At 72.2% G+C, this 18,899-nt stretch carries 10 protein-coding genes and 1 pseudogene; 5 read left to right on the top strand and 6 right to left on the bottom strand.

What is annotated here, in order from left to right; translation table 11 throughout:
• Positions 1–23 precede the first annotated feature (23 nt).
• Together IE278_RS30905 and IE278_RS30900 are read left to right on the top strand one after the other, a co-directional pair.
• Positions 24–1,040: an NAD(P)-dependent oxidoreductase gene (locus tag IE278_RS30905; protein WP_213089757.1), complete on the top strand. Its 1,017-nt coding sequence runs from the start codon at positions 24–26 to the stop codon at positions 1,038–1,040.
• Positions 1,041–1,058: 18 nt separating this feature from the next.
• Positions 1,059–1,706, top strand: a complete 648-nt coding sequence (locus IE278_RS30900) for an HAD-IA family hydrolase (RefSeq protein ID WP_189776773.1) — start codon at positions 1,059–1,061, stop codon at positions 1,704–1,706.
• Positions 1,707–1,721: 15 nt separating this feature from the next.
• Here IE278_RS30900 and IE278_RS30895 read toward each other — a convergent pair whose 3' ends face one another.
• The gene (locus IE278_RS30895) at positions 1,722–2,561 is read right to left on the bottom strand and encodes a phytanoyl-CoA dioxygenase family protein (protein ID WP_189776770.1); all 840 of its coding nucleotides are present in this window, start codon (positions 2,559–2,561) and stop codon (positions 1,722–1,724) included.
• A gap of 63 nt (positions 2,562–2,624) precedes the next feature.
• Between IE278_RS30895 and IE278_RS30890 the strand changes: the two genes are divergently transcribed.
• On the top strand, positions 2,625–3,575 hold the full coding sequence (locus IE278_RS30890; protein ID WP_189776768.1) for a helix-turn-helix domain-containing protein: 951 nt from the start codon (positions 2,625–2,627) through the stop codon (positions 3,573–3,575).
• Between the two features lie 9 nt (positions 3,576–3,584).
• On the opposite strand, the gene IE278_RS30885 is transcribed toward IE278_RS30890, so the two are convergent.
• Positions 3,585–5,474: a glycoside hydrolase family 9 protein gene (locus IE278_RS30885; RefSeq protein WP_281403195.1), complete on the bottom strand. Its 1,890-nt coding sequence runs from the start codon at positions 5,472–5,474 to the stop codon at positions 3,585–3,587.
• 229 nt (positions 5,475–5,703) lie between these two features.
• A complete protein-coding gene (locus IE278_RS30880) occupies positions 5,704–7,035 on the bottom strand; it encodes an arsenic transporter (protein ID WP_189776765.1) in 1,332 nt (443 codons plus the stop codon).
• 347 nt (positions 7,036–7,382) lie between these two features.
• Between IE278_RS30880 and IE278_RS30875 the strand changes: the two genes are divergently transcribed.
• Positions 7,383–10,298: a ricin-type beta-trefoil lectin domain protein gene (locus IE278_RS30875; RefSeq protein WP_189776763.1), complete on the top strand. Its 2,916-nt coding sequence runs from the start codon at positions 7,383–7,385 to the stop codon at positions 10,296–10,298.
• Between the two features lie 39 nt (positions 10,299–10,337).
• Here IE278_RS30875 and IE278_RS30870 read toward each other — a convergent pair whose 3' ends face one another.
• The gene (locus IE278_RS30870; protein ID WP_189776761.1) at positions 10,338–12,752 is read right to left on the bottom strand and encodes a SpoIIE family protein phosphatase; all 2,415 of its coding nucleotides are present in this window, start codon (positions 12,750–12,752) and stop codon (positions 10,338–10,340) included.
• Between the two features lie 251 nt (positions 12,753–13,003).
• Between IE278_RS30870 and IE278_RS30865 the strand changes: the two are divergent.
• A pseudogene (locus IE278_RS30865) lies at positions 13,004–16,110 on the top strand (glycoside hydrolase family 2 TIM barrel-domain containing protein).
• Here IE278_RS30865 and qcrB read toward each other — a convergent pair.
• Both qcrB and sigJ read right to left on the bottom strand, forming a co-directional pair.
• Positions 16,082–17,737, bottom strand: a complete 1,656-nt coding sequence (gene qcrB / locus IE278_RS30860) for a cytochrome bc1 complex cytochrome b subunit (RefSeq protein WP_189776759.1) — start codon at positions 17,735–17,737, stop codon at positions 16,082–16,084. The pseudogene IE278_RS30865 and the gene qcrB overlap by 29 nt on opposite strands.
• On the bottom strand, positions 17,734–18,765 hold the full coding sequence (gene sigJ, locus IE278_RS30855) for an RNA polymerase sigma factor SigJ (RefSeq protein WP_189776757.1): 1,032 nt from the start codon (positions 18,763–18,765) through the stop codon (positions 17,734–17,736). Before sigJ ends, qcrB begins: the two co-directional genes overlap by 4 nt.
• Positions 18,766–18,899: the final 134 nt, after the last annotated feature.

Here is an 18,899-nt window from a genome sequence, read left to right as displayed (position 1 = left end):
CCGTGACGGATGCAAGGAGAGCCGTGAGCACCCCGCACAAGCCGCTCGTGATCCTGCGCCCCGACCCGCACCCGGGGGAACGCATCTTCAGGCCGGACACGCTGACCCGCCTTCACGACCGCTTCACCGTCGTCGAGCCGGACACCGAGGAGGCCTTCGACCGGGCGCTGCCGGACGCCTTCGCGGTCGTCGGCCAGCCCGACCTGCCCGCCGAACGACTGGCCCGCGCGGGGGAGTTGAGGGCCCTGCTCAACGTGGAGGGCAACTTCTTCCCGAACGTCGACTACGACGAGTGCTTCCGGCGCGGCATCCACGTCCTGGGCTGCGGACCCGCCTACGCCCAGGCCGTCGCCGAGTACGCCCTCGGGCTCGCCCTCGACCTGGCACGCGGCATCAGCCGCGAGGACCGCGCCTTCCGTGCCGGCCGGGAGCGGTACGTGTCCGACGGCACCGCCGACTCCGTACTGCTGCGCGGCGCGGACGTCGGCCTGATCGGATTCGGCAACCTCGGCCGCAGCCTCCACCCGCTCCTCGCGCCCTTCCGCCCGACTCTGCGCGTGTACGACCCCTGGCTGCCGCCCGCAGCCTTGCGCGAACAGGGCCTGGTGCCGGCCTCCCTCGACGAGACCCTGGCCCGCAGCACGTTCGTCTTCGTACTCGCCACCGTCACCGACGACAGCCGCCATCTGCTCGGCGAACGCGAACTGGCACTCCTGCCCGACGGCGCCCGGCTGATCCTGGTGAGCCGGGCCCCCGTCGTGGACTTCCCCGCACTGCTCGCCCGGGTCGCCGAGGGCCGCCTCCTCGCGGGGATCGACGTCTGGCCCGACGAACCCGTCGCCGCCGACGACCAGGCCCGCGACCTGGAGGGCCTGGTCCTCTCCGCCCACCGCGCGGGCGGCATCCCGGAGGCCTTCCTGAGCATCGGCGACATGGTCGTCGACGACCTGACCCTGCTGGCCCGGGGGTTGCCGCCCGCCCGTATGCAGGTGGCGGCCCGTGAACTCGTCGGCCGCTACCGCAACCGTCCCGTCCTCTGAAAGGCCCGGCATCCCGACATGAAGATCCCCTGCGAGGGCCTCCTCTTCGACAACGACGGCGTGCTGGTCGACTCCGACCTCGGCGTCGACCAGGCGTGGAGCCGGTGGGCCCGGGCCCGCGGCCTGTCCGCCGAGCGGGTCACGGCGATGGTGCACGGACGGCGCTCCGCCGACACCGTCGCCCTCCTGGTGACCGACCCGGCGGAACGGCCCGCCGCCCTCGCCGAGATCGACCGCCTGGAGATCGAGGCGGCGGCCACCACGACCGCGCTGCCCGGCGCCCTCGACCTCCTGACGAGCCTGCCCGACGGCAGCTGGGCCGTCGTGACCTCCGGGGTCACCGGGCTGGCCCGCGCCCGCCTCGCCGCCGCGGGCCTTCCCCTGCCGCCCGTGCTCATCACCGCGGACGACGTCACCCAGGGCAAGCCCGCCCCCGACGGTTACCTCGCGGCGGCGGCGCGGCTCGGCGCGGACCCGGCGCGGACCGTCGTCCTGGAGGACGCCGCCGCGGGCGCCGAAGCGGGGAAGGCGGCCGGCGCGTACGTCATCGGCGTCGGGCCGCGCGGCCTGGACACCGGAGCCCAGGTCGTCGTACGCGATCTGCGCGGGCTGACCTGGCACGACGGTGTACTCGACCTGGGCGCCGCGGAGTTGCTGCGGTCCTGACCCCCGCCCCCTCTCTCAATGCGGCCCCGCCGGGGCGAACTCGGTACCGCACGGGCCCGCGCCCTCGCTCTCCGGCAGCGGGACGGGATCCCCGCTCATGGCCAGGGTGGGGTAGTAGCGGCCGATGCGTTCCGTGGAGCGGCCGACGTAGTGGCCGATGAACGAGCGGCGGAAACGGTCGGTACTGCGGTTGGGCGGGGAGCCGTGCACCAGGCTGCCGTTGAAGAAGAGGACGTCGCCCGGTTCCATGTCCACCGGCACGGCGGACAGGCCGGGCGGCGGCGGAACGTACTCGCGGGCGAACGACAGCCCCTCGTCGGCCTCCTCGGGACAGAACACCTCCATGCGGTGGGTGCCCGGGACGACCTCCAGACCGCCGTTCACCCGGTCGATCGCGTCGCAGGCGATCCAGGCGGCCACGCATGTGCCCGGCTCGGTCCGCAGATAGAAGTTGTCCTGGTGCAGGGCCTGCCCCCGGGCGCCCGGGGGCTTGAAGTAGAACATGCTCTGGGCCGCCAACACCTCCTCACCGAGCAGGAGTTGGAGCACCGAGCGCAGCCGGGGGTCGAGGAGGAAGCGGCGGGCCAGGTCGTTGATGCGATGCGGCTGCATGATCCGCGGGTAGACGTCCAGCGGGTCGACGGCCGAGGCGACCCCGGCCGCTTGGGCCCCTCCGGTCGCCCCGGCCGAGCCGGTCGCGCGGGGCTGGAAGTGCCCCGGGACCGGCCCGGCCGCGTGCAGCGCGGTGAATTCGGCGCACAGCGCGTCGATCTCCGCCGGGGCGAACAACCCGCGCGCCAACGCGAAGCCGTCCTCCTCGAAGTGCCGAACGAGACCCCTGTCCGTGACTGCCATGCGACCACCCCTTCGCTCCGTGCCCGGTATGCCCCACGCTAGGGACAAGCGCTTTCCCGGAGGATGCCTGTGCGTGCTGACGAGTTGCCCGAGGCTGCCGCGCCGTCCCCGCCGCCGGGCCTGGTGACCGTCGGCCGCTTCGATCAACGCCCCGGCTACAGCGTCAACCGGCCGGGCGGCGCCGACAGCTGGCTGTTCACCTGGACCACGGGCGGCGCGGGACGGCTGTCCCAGGGAGCCGCCGAGAGCCTGTCGGGCGCGGGCGACCTGGTCGTCCTCGGCCCCGGTGTGCCCCACCGCTACGCCGTCGCGCCGGGCGCCCGGCGGTGGACGTTCTGGTGGGCCCACTGCCAGGCCCGCCCGGCCTGGACGGACCGGCTGCGACCCCACCTGCTCGGTGACCGGCTGTACGCCGTCACGCCGGTACCGGCCGCTGTGCGGGACCGGCTGGAGCAGACGTTCCGGCGGATGCTCGCCGACGCGCGGTGGACGGGGGAGGGCGCCCCGCCGGCCCCGGACCCCGACGAGCCCGGAGAGCCTGGGGAACGCGGAGGGCCCCGGACCGGCCGGGTCGCCGTCGCCCATGGCGCCGCCGCCCGCGAACTCGCCCTCTGCTCCCTGGAGTCGATCGTCCTGCTCACGACCGCCACCGCGACCGCGACCGCAGGCGGGGAAGCCGGCCGGCCGGGGGTCGACGTACGGATCCGCCGGGCGGAGGCACGTATCGCCGCCGATCCGGCAGCGCCGCACACGGTCGACACATTGGCCGCCGGAGTGTCGCTCTCCCCCTCCCGCTTCGCCCATCTCTTCACCCAGCAGCTCGGCCGGTCACCGATGCGGGCACTGCTCGCCGCCCGGCTGCTGCACGCGGCGCGGCTCCTCGAAGCCACCGACCTGCCGGTGGAACGGGTGGCGGTGGCCGCCGGCTTCACCAGCCCGTTCCACTTCAGCCGGGTCTTCCGGCAGCGCTACGGAGCCCCGCCCGGTGCGTACCGCGCGGGGCTCCGGCGCTGACGACGCGCCCTAGCCGCGGGGGCGTTCGGCGGTGAAGGCCGCGAGCCAGGCCAGCGGGGCGTTCCAGTTGATGGTCACCTCGTTGGTGGAGTACGAGCCGATGTCGTCGATGTAGCAGGCCGCGGGGGCGCATCCGGTCAGGTGCTCCTGCGCCACCGGGTCCTGCAGACCGCTGTTGGGGCCGCCCGCGAGGGAGCCGGCCGGCGGGTTCGGCAGTGAGGCGTCGTACTGATGGGCCCAGAACCGGTGGTGCTGGTTCTTGGCGTACGTGTCGCCGTAGCCCGTCACGTAGGAGAGATCCAGGGTGTTACGGCCCAGCAGGTAGTCCATCGACTCCAGCACCCCGGCCCGGTACCGCTGCTGCCCGGTCAGCCCGTAGGCGGTGGCCATGACGATCGCGTTGTTGGTGACCTGGCTGTTGGAGCCCCAGACATATCCGTTCGCGGGGATGGGCACCGCGTAACCCTGCCCCGCCATCGTGGCGAGGTGCCCGTCGGCGGCGGCGGTCACGGACGCCCGTACGCGCCTGATGTCGGAGGCGGGCAGCCCGTTCGGCACGGTCGCCAGGGTCAGCCGGCCGAGGGCCGCGGTGTCGGCCCAGTTGAAGCCGGTCGGGGTGAGCGCGTCCGCCGAGGTGTGCCAGGGCGAGGACGTGACCGCGTCCCGGTAGGCACGCTCACCCGTCGCCGCGTACAGCTCGGTCGCCGCCCAGTAGAAGTCGTCGGTGACCTGGGTGTCGTTGTAGGGGCCGCCACCCGTGCTGTCCGAATCCGGCGCGTACAGCTCGGGGTTGGCCTTCGCCGCGGTCCACGCCGTGCGCGCCACACTCAGACACCGCTTCGCGTACGCGGCGTCGTACGGCCTGAAGACCCGCGCGCACTGGGCGGCCGTCGCGGCGAGGTTGAGCGTGGCCGCGGTGGACGGACGGTGCAACTCACGCGGCTGGGGATCCAGTTCGGGCCGGGTCGGGATGCCCGTCCAGGCCGCGTCATGGATCTTGTGGAAGGCCATCCCCGCATAGGGCTTGCCCTCGGGCACCTGCATCCGCATCAGGAAGTCGAGCTCCCAGCGGGCCTCGTCCAGGACGTCCGGTACGCCGTTGCCGCGCTCGGGGATCCGCTGGGTCGAGTCGCCCAGCGCGGACGCGGTGCCCGCCCTCTTGGCCCGCGCGAAGGAGTCGACGAGCGTCCAGACGGAGATCCCGCCGTTGACGACGTACTTGCCGTGGTCGCCCGCGTCGTACCAGCCGCCCCGTACGTCCTGGGTGTGGTCGCACACCCCGGCCTGGCACGGGACGTTCGTGTCGCCCTGGTTGGGGGCGACCCCGAGATGCCCGGCCGGCCGTGCGTACGCGGGGCCCACCAGGGAGGCCTCGATCGGGGTGCCGCTGCGCTGGTGGTAGAAGAAGGCCAGCGCGTCGGAGCGCAGACCGTCGTAGAGGTCCGCGCGGATGTCGAAGGGCGCGCTGCTCCAGCCGTCGACCACCAGGACGAAACCCGCTCCCGTCTTGCGGAACAAGGAGAAGTCCGCCACGTGGGTCGCCTCACCCGAGGCCGCGTCCACGCCGCGTACGACGGTCCGGCCCGAGGCGGCGGTGGCGCCCGACGCGCTGCGCAGCTGCCAGTTCAGCGGCTCGGTGGCCGTGGTGACGACCGTGGCACGCTTGGGTCCGTCCGGCAGGTAGCCCGCCTGGTTGACCCGTACGGGCGTGGTGGCCGCGGCGGGATCGGCGGCGGCGGACGGCGCTCCGGCCGCGCCGGGCGCGAGGGCTAGACCGCCGGTCAGCAGGACAGCGGTCAGCAGTCCGGCCGCCCCGCGTCTTCCGGCGCTTGCGGTCCCGGCGCTCGGGGTCCGACGGTTCGTGGGACGGCGGCGGTGCACGTGAGGGAACATGAGCATGGAGCGTCTCCCGGTGCCTGGAATGGGGTCCATGGATGGCGTCCGGCGTGGACGACAGAAGTGTGGGAGCGCTCCCAAAACGGGAGCATTGCATGGCCATGTCACAGCGTCAATGCCCTTCGCATGACCTCGCCCTCACGTGTGACTGAGGCCCCGAACGCTTGCGCTCAGGCATCGAACGCCTGCGCCCACGCTCCGAAAAAGGGACCTCGGATCCCGAACAAGGGCCTCAGATCCCGAACACCCGCAGTGAGAGCCAGAGAGCCACCACGGCCGGGATCAGGGTGGCGGGCACGGTGAGCAGGCCGAGGCGGGTGAACTCACCGAGATCCACGCTGTGATCGTGCTGGTGGACGATCCGCCGCCACAGCAGGGTCGCCAGCGAACCGGCGTACGTGAGGTTCGGGCCGATGTTCACCCCGAGCAGCACGGCGAGGATCGGTCCGGGGCCCGCCGTCGCGGCCAGCGGCAGCAGGACCAGGACCGCGGGCAGGTTGTTGATGAGGTTCGCCAGCACGGCGGCGAGGACCGCGATGCCGAACAGCGCGAGCAGGCCGGACGAGTCGGGGACCAGGTGACCGAGCGCGTCCGAGAGGCCGTTGTCCACCACGGCGCGCACCACGATGCCCAGGGCCAGGACGAAGGCGAGGAAGGGCAGCGAGGTCGCCCGCACGACGGCGAGCGGGGTGGTGCGCCCACGGGCCAGCGCGCGGCCGGCCAGGACGAGGGCTCCCGCGAGGGCCGCCCACGCCGGTTCGATCCCGACCGCGGACGTCACGACGAAGCCCGCGAGGGTGCAGGCGACCGTGACCAGCGCGAACACGGGCATGTCCACGGGATCGTGCTCGGCCGCCTTCCGTGAGCCCCCGTCCGGGTCGCTCGGTTCGGTCAGCTCGGCGGCGAAGAAACGCCGGAAGACCAGGTACTCGGCGGCGATGGCGACCGCCCACGCGGGGCCCATCAGCAGGGCGAAGCGGGTGAAGCTCAGTCCGCTGGCCGTGAACGCGAGCAGGTTGGTGAGGTTGGAGACGGGCAGCAGCAGCGACGCGGTGTTCGACAGATGGGCGCACGCGTACACATGGGGCCCCGGCCGGGCGCCGAGGCGGGCCACGGTGGCGAACACCACCGGGGTGAGCAGGACGACCGTGGCGTCCAGGCTGAGTACGGCCGTGATGACCGACGCGAGGAGGAAGTTGGCGGCCAGCAGGCGTTGCGGCCGCCCCTTCGACGTACGGGCCAGCCAGGCGCCGCAGGCCCGGAAGAGTCCTTCGTCGTCGCAGAGCTTGGCGAGCACGAGCACCGCGGCGAGAAAGCCGACGACCGGGCCGAGCAGTTCCGCCTCGGCCCGCGCGTGGTCGAGGGAGATGGCGCCGGTGGCCATCACCAGTGCGGCGGCCGGGACGGCCACGGTGGCCTCCGGCAGCCCGAACGGCCGGATCACGGCGCCGGCCAGTACCGCGACCAGGAGAAGTGCGGAAAGGGCGGTCGCGACTGTCGAGCTCAGGGTTCGTCCTAGGAAAGTGGTTGTCGGTTTCGTTCGGTGATTCGGTCGTGCTGCCATGCGGTTGTTCGGTCGTCCGGTCGTTCGGTGCTCCGGTGCAATCGAATCAGACGACGGAGCGCCGAGGTGGGTGGGGGTGCGAGTGTCGCCGCCCAGTCCTTCTGCTCGCTTCCGGCACGCATATTCCAACGGAATGGCAGTCTCCACGCGCAATCGAATTTCATTGCCCCGGACCCCTGTTGACAGTTTGTCTCTGACAAATCGCGTGCGGGTGAAGGGAATTGAGAACGTTCTCTTGTTGCCTGAGGGTTCGCTGTGCCAAGGTGCAGCTTGTCGGCGTGCAGACAACGATTTCCGTACCCGTTGGTATGGACTAATTCTGCTCGGGGCTCTGGAGGAACGTGCACGTGAACGACGCGACCCCGCTGAATTCCCCCGCGATCGGCAGCCTGTTCGCCACGACCGACGCGCGGCTCGCGGCAGAGCTGAGGAAGGGGTCGGGCAGGACGCCCGCCCGCTATCCCGCCGGGGAACTGCTGGGCCGGCACTGGGCGCCCGTCTTCTCGTACGCGCGTCTGTGCACAAACGGTGTGCAGTACGCCGGAATGCTCGCCACCGCCGCATTCACCCGCCTCTTCGGGGAATCCGTCCGACAGGTCGGGCCCCGAGCGGCATGGCGGCCGGAGTTGCTCGTCGCCGTGCGCCGAACAGCGGGTGAATGGGGCGCGGACAAACGCCGGGGGATGCTGTGTCCCGAGTTGCGGTCCGCTCCGGACGACGGTGATTCGGCGGCGGGTCGGCTGCTTCCGCCGAATGACCGGCGGCTGGTGTCGCTGGCGTTCCAGCGGCTGCCCGAGGCCGCCCGCTGCGTTCTGTGGCACGCCGAGGTCGAGGCCGAGGAACTCGCCGTACCGGCCCGGCTGCTCGGCCTCACCGTCGCGGACGCCTCCCAGGCGCTGGAGCGCGCACGGGAACTGCTGCGCCAGTACTGCCTCGAAGCGCATCGCGAACTCGCTCCCGACGACGAGTGCCGCCGCTACAGCCGCCTCCTGGACGTCTCGCTCCGGCGGGGCGGCAACAGCGTCGACCCCGACCTGCGACACCACATGACCGACTGCGAGCACTGCCCGTACTCGGCCGAGCAGCTGGACCAGTCGGGAGACCGACTGGCCGTCCTGCTGGCCGAGGGGGTACTGGGCTGGGCGGCCCACCCCTATCTCGCCTCCAGACCCGCCCGCCGCCCCGGAGGCGAGGAGACAACGGCGGGCCCCGTACTCACCACGACCTCGGCCCCCCTCCCCACCTCGCCCACCGACCACCACCCGGGGGCCGACTCCTACTCGACCGGGGGTTCGTATCGGGGGCCGGATGCCGCTGCGGGCACAGGGGCTGGGGCGGGATGGGAGTCGGCCTCGACGCCGGGGGAGAGCTTCGGCGCCGGGGCTGGTTCCGGGCCCGGCCCAGGCCAGGGCCACGCTCCCGGTCCCGGTCCCGGTCCCGGCCACGCTCCCGGTCCCGGCCAAGGTCCCGGTCCCGGCCGAGATCTCGGCCACGGCGCGGGTCCTGGCCGAGGCCCCGGCCCCGCTTTCGGTGGGGGTTCGGGGTCCGGTCCCGGGCCGAGGGCGGGTGCGTACCGGGGGTCCGGCCCGCAGACGGGCGCTGGGCGCGGCCCGGGCGGCGAGCCCGGTTCAATCCCCGGCCCAGGCTCCGGCTCCGGCTTCGGTTCCGTTTCCGTTTCCGGCTCCGGCGGTGGTTCGGGATCCGGTCCCGGGCCGAGGGCGGGTTCCTGTCGTGGGGCTGGCACGCAGGCGGGTGCCGGGCGCGGCCTGGGCGGCGAGCCCCGTTCCACCCCTGGTTCCGGCGGAGGTCCGGGAATCGGCGCCGGGCCGAGCGAGGGTTCGTACCGCGGGCCCGGCCCGCAGGTGGGTGCCGGGCGTGGCCCGGGCCGTGAGCCCGGTTCGATCCCTGGCTCCCGGTCCGGGCCAGGCCCCGGCCCCGCTTTCGGTGGGGGTTCGGGGTCCGGTCCCGGGTCGGGCGAGGGTTCGTACCGCGGGTCCGGCCCGCAGGTGGGTGCCGGGTACGGCCCGGGCGGCGAGCCCCGTTCGATCCCCGCCCCCGCCCCTGCCCCCCGCTCCGGCTCCGCCCCCGGGCTCGGCTCAGGGAGCAGCCCTGGCCCCGGCTCCGGGCGCGGTCCCGGTGCCGGTACCGACCTCGCCGCCGAACTGGACACCGATCCCGACTCCGTCTGGGGTGTGAGTCCCAGGTGGGAGGCCGAAGCACGTTCGGCGGGCGGCTTCCGGGTGGGGGGCGCAGGTCCGCAACCGGGTGCGGGGACCGTGCCGGTGGGGGCCGGTAGCGGGGCTCACCTGGGTGTCGGCTCGTACCTGGGCGCGGGCCGGCGTCTCGGCCCCCGGCATGCCCTGCGGCTGGCGGCGCGCGAGCACGCCGGCGTCGGTTGGCGCTTGCCGTGGCGGCGGCGAGGCCTTGCCCTGGCCGTGCTCGTCGTCAGCGCATGCGTTCTCGTGCCGCTGGTCCTGTGGGCCGGGGGCGGGGACGAGCCCGCACGTTCCTCGGGTGCCGGGACCTCGGCGGCGGAGCCGAGCGAGGTTCCGACCCGGATCGGCGCCGGGGACGCGGGACCCGGCAGGCTCAGCGGACGGCTGCGCAACCAGGGCAGCGGCGACTGCGCCGGTATCGCCGACGGCAAGGTCCGTGCGGGCGCGGAGGTCGTCCTCGCCACCTGTACCGCCTCGGAGCGGCAGCAGTGGTCGTACGAGAGCGACGGGCTGCTGCGGAGCCTGGCGGACAAGGACCTGTGCCTCGACTCCCGGCTCCCCTCCTCGGTCCGCCTGGGGGACTGCGACGGCGACAGGAACCGGGCGGGCGCCCGCTACGACTTCACCCCGGAGGGAAACCTCGTGCCACTCGGGCAGCCGGCGCTCACCCTGGCCCCCGTCCCAAGGGACGACGCGACGGGGCTGGTCCTCACGTCACGTGACGACGGCCCGGCCCAGCGCTGGGAGATCGACCCCTCGGTGGACTCGCTGCAGATGGAGTGGATCACCTCGTACACGGACGGCGACACGAAGGGGCCGGTCCCGACACCGGCCGTCGAGCCGACGGCCGGTCGCACCGCCTCACCGTCTCCCGAGCCGAAGCCCACCCCCTCCGAGGCGACCCCGCCCCCGACCCCGCGGCCCACGGCCTCCGCCTCCGGCTGGACCTGCTACGGCTACTACTGCTGGTACGACGGCGGGTCCGGCGGCGGCTACGGAGGAGGCGGCGGTGGCCACGGAGGCGGCGGTTACGGTCGCGGCCGTTGACCCTGCGGCGCGCGCCCCGTCGCTCCGGGCCGTGGCCCCCTAGCTGTCGTCGCCGAACACCAGCTCCGCCCAGATCGTCTTGCCCTCCGGGGTGTGGCGGCTGCCCCAGCGCTGCGTGAGCTGGGCGACCAGGAGCAGCCCGCGGCCACCCTCGTCGAACGTCTTGGCGCGGCGCAGATGCGGCGCCGTATGGCTGGAGTCCGAGACCTCCACGATCAGCGTGGAGGCGTCGTGGATGAGCCGCAGCCGGATCGGGCGTTCGCCGTACCGGATCGCGTTGGTGACGAGTTCGCTGACCACCAGCTCGGTCGTGAACGCCGCCTCGCTCGCGTCCCAGACCTCCAGCTGCCGGACGACCTGCTTGCGGATCGGGCCGACGAGCGCGGGATCGGCCGGTACCTCCCAGGTCGCCACCTGCGAGGTCGGCAGGCCCTTCGTCCGGGCGAGCAGCAGGGCCACGTCGTCCGAGGCGCCGGTGGGCGGAAGCAGCGACTGCAGGATGTCGTGGCAGGTCTCGTCGAGGGAACCCGAGGTCCGCGCCAGCGCCCGGGACAGCAGCGCGCGGCTCTCGTCGAGGTCACGGTCGCGGCTCTCGATCAGGCCGTCGGTGTAGAGGGCGAGGACGGTGCCCTCGGCGAGTCGCAGCTCGGTCGACTCGAAGGGCAGCCCGCCCAGGCCCAGGGGCGGCCCGGACGGTACGTCGATCTCCTCGGGCGGTCCGCCGGGCGGGAGCATCACGGGTGGCGGATGGCCGGCCCGGGCGAAGGTGCAGCGCCGGGTGACCGGGTCGTAGACCGCGTACAGGCAGGTGGCGCCGACCTCTCCGGTGGTGCCCTCGCTGCCCGCCTCCGCGGAGAGCCGTACGACCAGGTCGTCGAGGTGGGTGAGCAGTTCGTCCGGTGCCAGGTCGATGTCGGCGAGGGTGCGCACGGCGGTCCGCAGCCGGCCCATGGTGGCCGACGCCTGCAGCCCGTGGCCGACGACGTCCCCGACGACCATGGCGACCCGCATCCCCGACAGCGGGATCACGTCGAACCAGTCGCCGCCGACCCCCGCCCGGGCCGCGGGCAGATACCGCGAGGCCGCCTCGACGGCGGCCGTGCGGGGCAGCGACCGGGGCAGCAGGCTGCGCTGCAGGGCGATCGCGGTCTCGCGTTCACGGGAGAACCGGCGGGCGTTGTCGATGCAGACGGCCGCCCTGGCCGTGACCTCCTCGGCCAGCAGCACGTCGTCGGCGGTGAACGGGTCGGGCCGCCGGAACCGGGTGAAGACCGCGACGCCCAGGGTCGCGCCGCGGGCCTGGACGGGCACGGACATCGTGGAGTGGATGCCGTGCTCCTTGACGCGGTCGGCGCGCACCGGGTCCCAGGCGAGCCATTTCGAGAGCGTGGTCGCGGCGTCGGCGGCGACGATGGGCCGGCCGGCCACCAGGCAGTCGGCCTGCGGTGAGCCGACCGGATAGGTGTCCTCCTCTCCCCGCTTGACGACCGACTCCGGATCCCCGGGATTCACCGACCGGTGGGCGGCGCGGCGCAGAGTCACCGGGGCGGAGACCGGCCCGGAGTACGGTTCGCCGCCGCGGTCGGGCGGATCCACCAGGTCGACGCTGACGAAGTCGGCGAGCGCGGGCACGCAGACATCGGCCAGCTCCTGCGCCGTACGGGTGACGTCGAGGGTGGAGCCGATCCGGATACTCGCCTCGTTCACCAGCTGCAGGCGTTCGCGGGCGAGGTACTGCTCGGTGAAGTCGTGGGCGGACAGACAGATGCCGCGCACCCGGCCCTCGGCGTCGGTCAGCGGTGCCATCCGCGCCAGCCAGGCCTGGGCACGGTCCTTGGGAGCGTTGCCCAGATACGTCTGCACGTCCTCGCGTCTGCCGGTCGTGAGCACCCGGAGCATGTGCTCCTCCAGCTCCTCGTTCTGCGGCCGGCCGCCGATCTCCGGGATCCGCAGGCCGCGGATGTGCTCCTCCGGGAGGCCCATGGCCTCGGCCATCACCGCGTTGACCCTGCGCAGCCGCAGCCGCTCGTCGAAGATCGCGGTCGCACAGGGCGACTGGTCGAGGAACGTGGAGGCGAGCGAGTCGTCCCGCGCCACCGGAGTGCCGTTCTCCAGCGGGGTCACGACGAGCCAGTCGCTGCGGGCGCCCAGCTCGGGGCGCCGCCGGTGCGCGAGCAGCCAGACGCGCAGGGCGCGGCCGTCCTCGTGGCGCAGCGCGAGCGTGCCGATCCAGCGGTTGTCGGCCGTCGGACGCCGAAGCTCACCGGCGTCCGGAGCCAGCAGCGTCGCGGCGGGCCGGCCCACGACATCGGCCGGCGCATGCCCGAGCAGACGCCGGGCGCCCTCGTTCCACTCGACGACGATGCCGTCACCGTCGATGACGGCTCTTGCCGTGGAGGTCTCGTCGAACGGATAGCCCGGGCCGTCGCCCGATGTCTCGCTGTGGCTCCTCACATCGCCGCCACTCCATTGCGCACACACTCACGGTGAACAGGTGAATCACTTGTGTTCCAGGGTAGTGCGTCCGGGGCCGCCTCACCCGGCGCGGCGCCGCCCCGTCCGCCCCGAGGGATTCAGGCCGATGTGCCGGGAAGGACAGAACGCGCTTACCGGAGCCTTGACGGACACATGTGTCGCACTGTCAGTATCTGTTTGTTCACGGTTACTTGTGAGCACATGTGGGCCCTTGGCGAAAGGGAAACCCGGTGACGGTCTCGCGCAGGTCTCTACTGATCGCAGGAACGGCGACTCCGATGGCCCTCGCCGGGGTCACGGACGCCTCGGGGGCCTCGGGGGCCGCGTCCCTGGCCCGGACCGGGACGGGAGGCCGGTCGATCCCGCTCAGGGACGGCTGGCGCTTCGCGCTCGTCGACCCGGTCGGCGCCACCGACCCCACCGGCGAGTACGCCCGGGCCGCCGAACCCGGCTACGACGACTCGCGGTGGCGGCGCATCTCCGTGCCGCACGACTGGAGCATCGAGCTCACCCCCACCACCGACCACGGCACCAGCAGCGGCACCGGCTTCCTGCCGGGCGGCCTCGGCTGGTACCGCATCGCCTTCACCCTGCCGCCCGTGTACGAGGGAAAGCGGATCTCCGTCGAGTTCGACGGCGTCCACATGGACTCCTCCGTCCACTGCAACGGCGAACTCGTCGGCCAACACCCCTATGGCTATACGGGGTTCGCCCTCGACCTCACCGACCTGCTGCACAAGGACGGCACCACCGCCAACGTCATCGCGGTCCGGGTCAGGAACCAACTCCCCAGCAGTCGCTGGTACTCGGGGAGCGGGATCTACCGTGCGGCACGCCTGATCGTCACCGACCCGGTGCACGTCCGGCGCTGGGGTACGTACGTGACCACCCCGGAGATCGACGACGACCACGCGCTCGTACGGGTACGCACGAGCGTGGTGAACGCGTCGGGCGCCGCGAGACGGGTCGAGGTGCGATCCGCCGTCGTCGACCCTGACGGCCGCACGGTGGCCCGGCGGACGAGCACGATCGACGTCACGGACACGGGCACCGCGGACCAGCAACTGAGCGTGCGCACACCGATGTTGTGGTCGGGCGAGCACCCCCACCGCTACATCCTGCACACCGAACTCCGTGTCGACGGACGGACCACCGACACCTACCGCACCCCGTTCGGTATCCGCCAGGTCGTCTTCGACGCCGACGACGGCATGACCCTGAACGGCACCCACGTCAAACTCCGTGGCGTCAACCTCCACCACGACCTCGGCGCCCTCGGCGGTGCCGTCGACGCGGATGCCGTGGAACGGCAGCTGACCATCATGCGGAGCATGGGCGTCAACGCCCTGCGCACCTCGCACAACCCACCGGCACCCGAGGTGACCGAGGCCTGCGAACGGCTGGGCATCGTGATGATGGTCGAGGCCTTCGACTGCTGGCGGCGCGGCAAGAACCGGTACGACTACGGCCGGTTCTTCGACGAGTGGTCCGACCGGGACATCGCCGAGATGGTGCTGGCGGCCCGCAACTCGCCCGCCGTGATCCTGTGGTCCATAGGCAACGAGATCCCCGACTCCACCTCGGCCGCCGGCCTCGCATGGCCGACCGGCTCATCGACGACGTACGGCGACTCGACCCGACGCGGCCCATCGTGATCGGCTCCGACAAGTACCGGAGCCTGCCCGCCGTCGGCTCGCCGGCCGATCTCATGCTCGCCAAGATCGACGGACTCGGCCTCAACTACAACACCGCCGCCTCGGTCGACGCCCTGCACGCCCGCTATCCGCACCTGTTCCTCTTCGAGTCGGAGTCCTCCTCCGAGACCTCCACCCGGGGCGCCTACCAGGAGCCCGAGCGCCTCAACACCGGGGAGAACCACACGCCCGGCCGCCGTAACACCTCCTCGTACGACAACAACCTCGCGTCCTGGACGATGAGCGGCGAGTACGGGCTGAAGAAGGACCGGGACCGGAAGTGGTTCACGGGGGAGTTCCTGTGGTCGGGCATCGACTACCTCGGTGAACCCACGCCGTACGACGTGTTCCCGGTGAAGGCGTCCTTCTTCGGCGCGGTGGACACGGCCGGCTTCCCGAAGGACATGTACCACCTCTTCAAGAGCCAGTGGACCGACGAGCCCATGGTCCATCTGCTCCCCATGAACTGGACGGACCACGAAACGGGCGACACCGTGGAGGTCTGGGCCTACTCCAACGTCGACACGATCGAACTCCTCCTCAACGGAAAGTCCCTGGGGACACGGAAGTTCGACGAGAAGAAGACCATCGACGGGCGTACGTATCTGGAGACCACCGAAGCCACGGGAGACGACAAAACGGTCACCGGCGGTCCCTGGCCCGGGAGTTACACCAGCCCGAACGGCAGCGCGGGCAAGCTCCACCTCACCTGGAAAGTGCCGTTCGCTCCCGGCGAGTTGAAGGCGGTGGCAAGGCGCGACGGCAGGACCGTGGCCACCGTCGTGCTGCGCACCGCGGGCGAGCCGCACGCGCTGCGGCTCACCGCGGACCGCACGTCCGTGGCCGCCGACGGCCGTTCACTGTGCTTCGTGACCGCGGAGGTGGTCGACGCCCGTGGAGTCGTGGTGCCCGGCGCCGACCACTCCATCGCCTTCGACGTGGACGGCGGATCGCTGGCCGGGGTCGACAACGGGCGCGAGGAGAGCGCCGAGCGCTACCAGGCGAGCACCCGCACGGCCTTCCACGGCAAGGCCCTGGCGATCGTCCGCGCCGGCACCGAGAAGGGGACACTCAGGTTGCGGGCACGCGCGGCGGGGCTGCGGACGGCGACCGTGACCGTGCGCGCCACCGCCGCACGGCCGCAGGTCCTCACCCCGGCTCCGGACTTCGCACCGGACCCGGGACCGGGCGCCCCGAACCACCCATTGGCGGACGCGAGTTACTCGGGCCGCCCGGACACCCTGCCCGCCGCGATGCTCGACGGCGACCCCGCCACCGGCTGGTCCAACGCGTTCTTCAAGGCGGCCACCGCCCTGCTGCCCGCCTTCGACGGAGCCCGCGCGGAGGACTGGGTGTCCGTCGAGTGGGGCCGCGCCCGGACCGCCGACCGGATCGAGCTCTCCTTCACGGTCGACGCCACACACTCCCTGCCCTCCCGGCTGGACGTCGCCTTCTGGGACGGCCACCGCTACCGGCCCGTGCGGGGCGCCGCCGTCGACTGGGCCACCGCGTCCGACGCGCCGACGGCGATCACCTTCGAGGCGGTACGCGGCAGCCGGCTCCGGATCACTATGACGAGCCGCCGTCCCGGTGAGGCCCGGGGCGGCCTGCGGATCAGCCGCCTGGAGGTCCCGCCTCGCTGACCTGGCGCTCCCCCTCCCGGTACTCCTCGGCCGTCGGCTTCGGCACCTGGGCGCCCTCGCCGTAGAGCGCGCGGGAGAGCCGGGTCCGCAGGTTCGGTGCCTGTCCGTTCGGACCCGGGACGCCGTTCGCGTCCTTCGCCGGGCCTGGGTCGAGTGGCCGTGGCTGTTCGTGCTGGGTGAGGGTGTGCAGCTCGGCGGGGGAGAGGGGCCGGTGCAGTTCGACGTACTCACCGTGCGGGAGCCGTTTGATCACGCCGGTCTCGCGGCCGTGCAACACCAGTTCCCTGTCCCGGCGTTGGAGGCCCAGGCAGATGCGCCGGGTCACCACGAAGACGATGACCGGGACGGTGAACAGGGCGATCCGGACGGCCCAGGTGACCGTGTTGATCGACAGATGGAAGCGGGTGGCCACGATGTCGTTGCCGCCGCCCGCGAGCAGGATGAGATAGACGCTGATCCACGCGGCGCCGATGGACGTACGGACGGGCCGGTTGCGCGGCCGGTCCAGGAGATGGTGTTCGCGTTTGTCGCCGGTGACCCAGGACTCCAGGAACGGATAGGCGCCGATGAAGACCAGCAGGAGGGGGAAGACGACGATCGGGATCAGCACACCCAGGACCAGTGTGTGCCCGGCGACGTTGACCTCCCACCCCGGCATGATGCGTACCAGCCCCTCGGCGAAGCCCAGGTACCAGTCGGGCTGAGCCCCCGTGGACACCTGGTCGGCGCGGTAGGGGCCGTACGACCAGACCGGGTTGATCGACGCGACCGCCGAGATGAGGGTGATCACCCCGAACACCAGGAAGAAGAAACCGCCCGCCTTGGCCAGGTAGACCGGCATGAACGGCGAACCCACGACGTTCCGTTCGGTCTTTCCCGGCCCCGGGAACTGGGTGTGCTTGTGGTGGACGACGAGGATGAGATGGGCGACCACCAGGGCCGCCATGATCCCGGGAATCACCAGGATGTGCAGCGAGTAGAACCGCGCGATGATGTCGTGGCCGGGGAACTCGCCGCCGAACAGGAAGAACGAGAGATACGTTCCGACGATCGGCACGGACAGGATCGCGCCGTCCACGAACCGCATCCCGGTGCCGGACAGCAGGTCGTCGGGGAGCGAGTAGCCGAACAGCCCCTCGAAGAGCCCGAGGAACAGCAGCGTCCAGCCGAACAGCCAGTTGACCTCACGGGGCCTGCGGAACGAGCCCGTGAAGAAGTGCCGCATCATGTGCATGAGCATCCCGGCGATGAAGATCAGCGCCGCCCAGTGGTGGATCTGCCGGATCAGCAGACCGCCCCGCACGTCGAAGCTGATGTCCAGCGTGGACGCGTACGCCTCCGACATGCGGACGCCGTTCAGCGGGACGTAACTGCCGTGGTACGTCACCTCGTTCATCGACGGGTGGAAGAACAGGGTCAGGTAGACGCCGGTCAGGATCAGGATGACGAAGCTGTAGAGGCAGATCTCCCCGAGCAGGAACGACCAGTGGTCGGGGAAGACCTTGCGCAGATACTTCCTGCCGAGCGTGTGGGTGCCGAGGCGCCCGTCGAACCAGTCGGCGACCCGCTGCCCGGAGGACGCCCCGGGCGCTCTCGACCCGGCGGCCGGTCGTTCGGTGGTGGTCACGCGTCCGCCTCCGTCCGGTTCCGGTCCTGCTGGCCCGACTGGCCCGACTGGCCCGACTGGCCCGACTGGTCCGGCTGGTCCTGGCCCTCCGCCGGGTGTACGTGCGTGAGCTTGTCGGGGTTGGTGACCACGTAGACGCCGGACACCCGGTCGCCCTCCGGGGTGAGGTCCAGGACGATCACCGCGTAGGGGGAGCGGCCCGCGAACAGCACCGCGGCGTCGTCGCCGTTGACACGCCGGTAGCGCAGGTCGAGCCGCTGCCCCGCGCCCCGCGCGGCACTGGCGGTGAGGAGGCGGATGGCCTTGTCCCGTCCGTGCACCGGCCGCAGCACCGCCGGCCGCCGCTTGCCGCCGGCGTCGGTCCACACCGTCACGTCCGGCGCGAGGATCTCCATCAGCGCGCCGACGTCCCCGCCCGCCGCGGCCTCGACGAACCGCTGGGTGGCCTCCCTGCGCACCCGCGGATGGGCCTCGTACAGCGGCCTGCGGGCGTGGACGTGCCGGCGGGCGCGGTGCGCGAGCTGGCGCACCGCCGCGGGGCTGCGGTCGATGACCTCCGCGATCTCGGTGTGGGCGTAGCCGAACACCTCGTTGAGGACGAACACCGCCCGTTCCAGCGGGGTCAGCGACTCCAGGACGACGAGCATCGCCAGGGAGACGGACTCGGTGCGCAGGGTGTGGTCGGCCGCGTCCGCCGGTGTCTCCTCGGTGGCCGCGGCCACCAGCGGCTCGGGCAGCCACGGGCCGACGTATGTCTCACGCCGTCGGCTGACCGTGGCCCGGCGGGTCAGCGCGTGGTTCATCGCGACGCGCACCAGATAGGCGCGCGGGTTCTCGATGTGCCGCTCCGGCGACCGTTCGCGGCTGCCGGACCAGGACAGCCAGGTGTCCTGGAGTACGTCCTCGGTGTCGGCGACACCGCCGAGCATGTTGTAGACGATCGCGAACAGCAGCTCGCGGTGTTCCATGAACTGCCGTGTCGCCGCGGTCAGTTGCTCATGGGTCTGAGGTGCCGGACTTTCGGACATGCCTGTGCCTCCCGTAGCGCGCTCACTACTGCGAGGGCTCCGAGGGGCCTGGTTGTGACAGCGCGGGCCGGAATGTGACACAGGTCTCAAGGGCGCGCGCCATCGGGCGCTTCGGGAGGAGGGGTGCGGACCGC

This window comes from Streptomyces tauricus (genome assembly GCF_014650955.1).
GTDB lineage: Bacteria > Actinomycetota > Actinomycetes > Streptomycetales > Streptomycetaceae > Streptomyces > Streptomyces tauricus.
Note: the sequence above shows the minus strand (reverse complement) of the source record. Positions and strands in the feature narration are given on the sequence as shown.